Consider the following 5,147-nt stretch of genomic DNA (forward strand, 5'->3'; position numbering starts at 1 on the left):
GAGGACGAGCTGTATAGAAGTATTGAGGAATACGCTTATGTCACATACAACCATGCCCGTCCGCATTCATACAACGGATATAAAACACCGTTCGAGGCCCGATATATCGCGTAAAATAGGAGGCAGCTGCCTATTCTGCAGAAGTTGCCCTGCAACTTCTTGGCTGCACACCTGTGCGAGCATACCACTGCGTCAAGGATGCCGCAGGCACGGCCATCCGGACGCTTGTCCTTGACGCAGTGGTATGGGAGTGCTTCCCGTCAGGAACTTCATGAAATTTAAGCCATAAGTGTTACAAAAACACTTGACCAGAACACCATAAAGACCGTTGGAAAAGTTGAGGCAGACGGCATTCAGACAGCAGAGGGCTTTGTTGTTTTACAGGGCAGCCATATATCTCCTATTGACGACAATACGATTCCGGCTGTTGTAAAGGAACGCAGGCAAAAATCACAGATAGATGACGATCATATTCTTCAGGAGGATTTGCTGTTTACCAGCCCATCCTATGCAGCTATGTTCGTTGTCGGTAAGAGTGCAAATGGTCTGACAAGCTGGAAAACGGCAGACGGGCAGACACTGAAATCGCTGGAAGCTGATACAACGGATGAAGCTTAAAGGCAGGTGACGCTTATGACTATAGAAGAAGTTCTCGCAAAGAACGAAAAACAGATATTTGACCGAAAGAGCATACAGATCAAGCCTGTGGATCTGTCGGATACCATTTGCGCTTTTGCGAATGCGGACGGCGGCACGATTGCCATCGGCATATCGGATAAGCACCGCCGGATATAAGGTGTCGATTATCACGAAGAGCAGCTGAATGAAATCCTGCGTACACCGATAGATTTCTGTAATCCGACGGTTCCGATAACTACGGAGATGGTGGAATGCGTCAATTACGAAGGGAAGCCGGATCATGTGCTTTTGATGCACATCGAAGCCAGCCCGTTGCTCCATGCCAATCAGGCAGACGAGGCATTCCTTCGTGTCGGCGACAAAAGCAAGAAGCTGGAATTCAATGACCGCATGACGCTGATGTATGCCAAGGGTGTACGTTATTACGAGGATGAGCCTGTGGCAGACGCCACCATCGATGATCTCGATCTGGATTTTGTGAGAAGCTACTGCAAGCGCATCGAATACACCAAGTCCCCTGAAGAGTATGTCCGGGAGAACAAGAAGTTCGTCACGGTCAAAGATGGGAAGGATCAGGTCTCAGTAGCAGCAATCCTGCTGTTTGGCAAGAATCCGCAGCTCTTCTTCCCCCGCGCCTTTATCCGCTTTATCCGCTACGACGGTACGGAGGCAAAGGTCGGCAAGGATATGAACGTGGTCAAGGATGTGATATTTGAAGGACACATTCTGGAGCAGGTGGAAAAGGCGGTTGACTTCATCAAAATCCAGATGAAGGAAAAAACCTATCTCGGCCATGACAGCATTTTCGTTACCGAGGAAGAATACAGTGAATTCGTCCGCACCGAGATTGTGGTGAATGCCGCTACTCACCGGGATTACGGCATCAAAGGCACGGACATCCAGATCAAGATGTTTGATGACCGGCTGGAAGTGGACAGTCCCGGTACCTTTGCCGGGATGGTGAAGAAGGAGAACATCCGCTACACTCACTTCTCGCGGAATCCGAAAATCGCTGCGTTCCTGAAAGATTACGGCTATGTGAAGGAGTACGGCGAAGGCGTTGACCGGATGTGCAAGGAGCTGGAGGCAATCGGTCTTCCCGATCCGGTATTCAACAACAGCACATTCATCCTCAAAACGACGGTTATGAGCGCGGATCGAGATCAGAGGAATGCCGGAAATGCGAGGATTGAGTCTGAAAACGCGAGGATTGGAGAGGAAAACGCGAGGATTGAAACGTCGAATCCGTGGATTGATGCAAAAAATGCGTGGATTGAACATATCAGAAGCCTGCACGAGAAGGGGATGATGACGGCCATCACATCAACTGCCATCATTGCAGTGCTGGAGGATCTCAGGGAAAACCAGGTAATCGGCACACAGGATGTGCAGAAAATCCTTGATTGTAAGGAAACTAAAGCACTTCGCATTATTACGGAGATGAAAAAGGCTGAGGTCATCGTCGCAGTTACCGGTCAGGGCAAGGGCAGATATATTTTGAATGACAAAAGCTGAGGTTGAAAATGAGTACATTGTTAGAAACGGAAAACTGAAATGACGATGGACATGGCAATGGATGTCCACAAAAATTCATTGGATGAAGATACCAGAAGATTCGTGCCGGATGAAGTTTTTGAGACAGTTGAGGATGCGAATGAAACACTGGAATTTCTGATATCTCAGTATGGATCTACGGAAGGGCCTCTGGTTTATGCTGTAATCACAAAAGATGAGAATAAAAATATCGGCTATGTCCAGCTGGTTCCCATCGAGGACGGCAAGTGGGAAATCGGATACCATGTGACAAAGGCATTCACAGGGAAGGGCTACGCAACAGAAGCGGTATCAGCTTTTCTTCCTGTGATTGCGGAGCAGGTCGGAATATCGGAAGTCTATGGGATTCGTCTTCTTGAAAATGTTGCATCTGGACGTGTATTGGAGAAATGTGGCTTTCAGACTTTCTTTACCGGAGAAGGCGCATATCACGATGGAGTCCATGAAATTAGCAAAAGTATCTGGAAGGCTTGAGCGACAAGTTGGAGGCTGAATGAAATGATCTTACCTGAAGAAAAATACGAACTGGACGGAAAAGAGATTTTGCTTCGCAGCGCAAATGAGAATGCCGATGATGCCAATATGCTGATCGACTATCTCAAAACCGTCACCGGAGAGACGAGATTTTTGATGTGCGAGCCTGATGAGGTCAAATATACTACTGAAGGTGAGCTTAGTTTTATTAAGGAACACAATGAGTCAGAGAACGGTTTATTGATACTCGCGTTCGTTGATGGTGAGTATGCCGGAAATTGTTCTTTTGAAGGAAAGGCAAGCAGCCGCAGGGCAAAACATCGTGCTGGGATAGGGATTGCCTTGTTCCAGAAGTATACGGGCTTTGGTCTTGGAAGACTGCTGCTGGAAGTCCTGCTCCAAAAGATAAAAGAACAAGGGTATGAACAAGCAGAATTGACTGTGGTCGGCGGAAATGACAGGGCTTACCATCTGTATGAAAGCTTGGGCTTTAAAGAGTGCGGACGCATTCCCAATGCGAACAAATATGATGATGGGACATATAGCGATGACATTTTGATGGTGCTGCCGCTGAAATGAACATCCGTGATACCTTTTAACGATACCAAACATTTTAACGATGGCAGAAGGGGGTGTCACTTTTGAGCGAAGCAACAGCTACAGCGTACAAATTTATACCGACAAGGCGCACCTCTGCAAGGGTGCCAAAGTGGCGGAAAGCCCAGAAATCAAGCGGTTTCCGAGCTGTTTCCACACATAATCCTTGTATCAAAGATAACGTCTTGATAGACCTTGCCTGCGGAAGCGTATGATTTTCTCTTTCTGTTCCTTGGTCATAAAAATCACCTCCTACAGGTAGCTCACGGGAGAGCGAAAAATGAACCCCCTAAAATAACAAAGACCTGTGAGCGTCCGAAGACGTCCACAGGTCAAAAAGAAAGCCGTATCAAATTCTGCTTGCGTAGTCGAGTGAAATCCATCCTGCGCCGCTCTTGATCCGTCCCCAGCCTGCGGTCGAGCCTTTGCCAGACTTCACCTCCACGATGGTGTAAATGCCGACGGGGATATACTGCGTCCTGTCGTAGTCCGTCTCCGGTCTCTTGCGGATGTTCAGGTCAGGCTTCCCTGGGCATAGATCAATTTTCTATCATTTTGATTTTCACATGGCCTCACTGTGAGGGAAGAGGGGAATCCGGCTTCAGATAATCCTCCAGTCTGCGCATATTTCCTGCGCCGTTTGAAAGCAGCGCGGAGCATTTTTACAGAAGGCGGTATTTGGGAGATTAGAGGCATTGGCAGTGGGCTGCGGATATCCCAAAGATCGTGTCGCTGTCGATCTGGTCCCGGGAGCTCAGAAGAGCGGAGCTTCCGCCGTCCGCATAGGCTCCGTGATCCGGATAATGGTTGTGGATTCTCTTTCTCATATCACCCATTACAAAGGCCTGCATCCCAACCTGGACACTGCCATCGAATGGCTGAGCCGTTATACTCTGACCGAACTGGAAAACGGCAGGAATATCATAGATGGGGACAAGGTTTTTCTCAGCATTATGGATGCCGAGCTGCGGGATGCCGAGGCCGCAGCCTTTGAATACCACCGCCGCTATGCGGATTTACAGTTTGTCCTAAGCGGAAGTGAGCATTGGGGCTTCACGGAAGAAGCGGAGTCGAAGGGCGATTTCCATTTCACCGAGGACTGCGGCTTCGCCTCCGGTCCGGAGAACGCCGGGGGCATTCTGAAAAAAGGGTGCTTTGTCCTCTTCTTTCCCGGTGAGCTGCATAAGCCAAGCTGCAGAGCCCCTGCCTGCACCCATGTTCGAAAAGCAGTCATCAAAATTCTGATGGAATAATCGAAAATTTCAGCGGATAATATTTAGAATATATAATATGTGAAAGTGGGAAATGTCAGTCCATCGGATGCATTTTTTCCCACTTCTCCCTGTTTTCCCTATATTTCTTTTTGAGCTTATCACACAGCCAAACAATCATGTCAAGAACGAACAGCCCTGCCGCCGCACGAAGCACAGTGCCGATGAGCAGTGGACCCAAGAAGCCGGAAGAAATATTAGTATCGATAACGATGTCATGTAACGCATATATCGTGATAACAGCCGCGAGTGCACCATCTGTACACGCAAAAATCACATAGGCAGAGGCGTTTGCTTTGATCTCTTTCACAATAGCGATCATGATAAGGCAAAGGCATAAAATATACAGCACGGGGATTAAAAACATAGACCAGAAGCTGAATATGTCCCATAAAGGTTCCGCAAACTTCGATAGCTTTATGATCTTCATCATCCCCGCCACGGCACAGGTACATGAAATGGCTATCGCGAAGGAAGCGAATGCTCTATCCCAATATTTCGGCATGTCTTTCCCTTTCTGTCATAGACACCAAGCCCGAAAAATAAGCCACTCAAGCTTCTCTTTAAAATTTCTTTACGCTTCCCTGGGCATAGATCAATTTTCTATCATTT

7 protein-coding genes are annotated in these 5,147 nt (G+C 47.9%); 6 read left to right on the top strand and 1 reads right to left on the bottom strand.

Annotation, left to right across the window (positions count from 1 at the left end):
• Window positions 1–456: 456 nt before the first annotated feature.
• From HMPREF1986_RS13600 to HMPREF1986_RS10530, 6 genes are all read left to right on the top strand, one after another.
• Window positions 457–618, top strand: coding sequence for a DUF4357 domain-containing protein (locus tag HMPREF1986_RS13600; protein WP_256377464.1), 162 nt, complete (start codon window positions 457–459; stop codon window positions 616–618).
• Window positions 619–633: 15 nt separating this feature from the next.
• Window positions 634–795, top strand: a complete 162-nt coding sequence (locus HMPREF1986_RS13605; protein WP_021774819.1) for an AlbA family DNA-binding domain-containing protein — start codon at window positions 634–636, stop codon at window positions 793–795.
• Window positions 796–930: 135 nt separating this feature from the next.
• Window positions 931–2,154: an ATP-binding protein gene (locus HMPREF1986_RS10515; protein WP_242837380.1), complete on the top strand. Its 1,224-nt coding sequence runs from the start codon at window positions 931–933 to the stop codon at window positions 2,152–2,154.
• A 39-nt stretch (window positions 2,155–2,193) separates the two neighbouring features.
• A complete protein-coding gene (locus tag HMPREF1986_RS12665; protein ID WP_021774821.1) occupies window positions 2,194–2,667 on the top strand; it encodes a GNAT family N-acetyltransferase in 474 nt (157 codons plus the stop codon).
• A gap of 24 nt (window positions 2,668–2,691) precedes the next feature.
• Complete coding sequence (locus HMPREF1986_RS10525) at window positions 2,692–3,246, top strand: GNAT family N-acetyltransferase (protein WP_009215333.1); 555 nt, start codon at window positions 2,692–2,694, stop codon at window positions 3,244–3,246.
• Window positions 3,247–3,965: 719 nt separating this feature from the next.
• On the top strand, window positions 3,966–4,517 hold the full coding sequence (locus HMPREF1986_RS10530) for a YhcH/YjgK/YiaL family protein (protein ID WP_021774823.1): 552 nt from the start codon (window positions 3,966–3,968) through the stop codon (window positions 4,515–4,517).
• Window positions 4,518–4,572: 55 nt separating this feature from the next.
• Here HMPREF1986_RS10530 and HMPREF1986_RS10535 read toward each other — a convergent pair whose 3' ends face one another.
• On the bottom strand, window positions 4,573–5,040 hold the full coding sequence (locus tag HMPREF1986_RS10535; RefSeq protein WP_036600332.1) for a hypothetical protein: 468 nt from the start codon (window positions 5,038–5,040) through the stop codon (window positions 4,573–4,575).
• Window positions 5,041–5,147 lie beyond the last annotated feature (107 nt).

Origin of the sequence: Oribacterium sp. oral taxon 078 str. F0263, from assembly GCF_000469565.1 — a bacterium.
Lineage (GTDB): Bacteria > Bacillota > Clostridia > Lachnospirales > Lachnospiraceae > Oribacterium.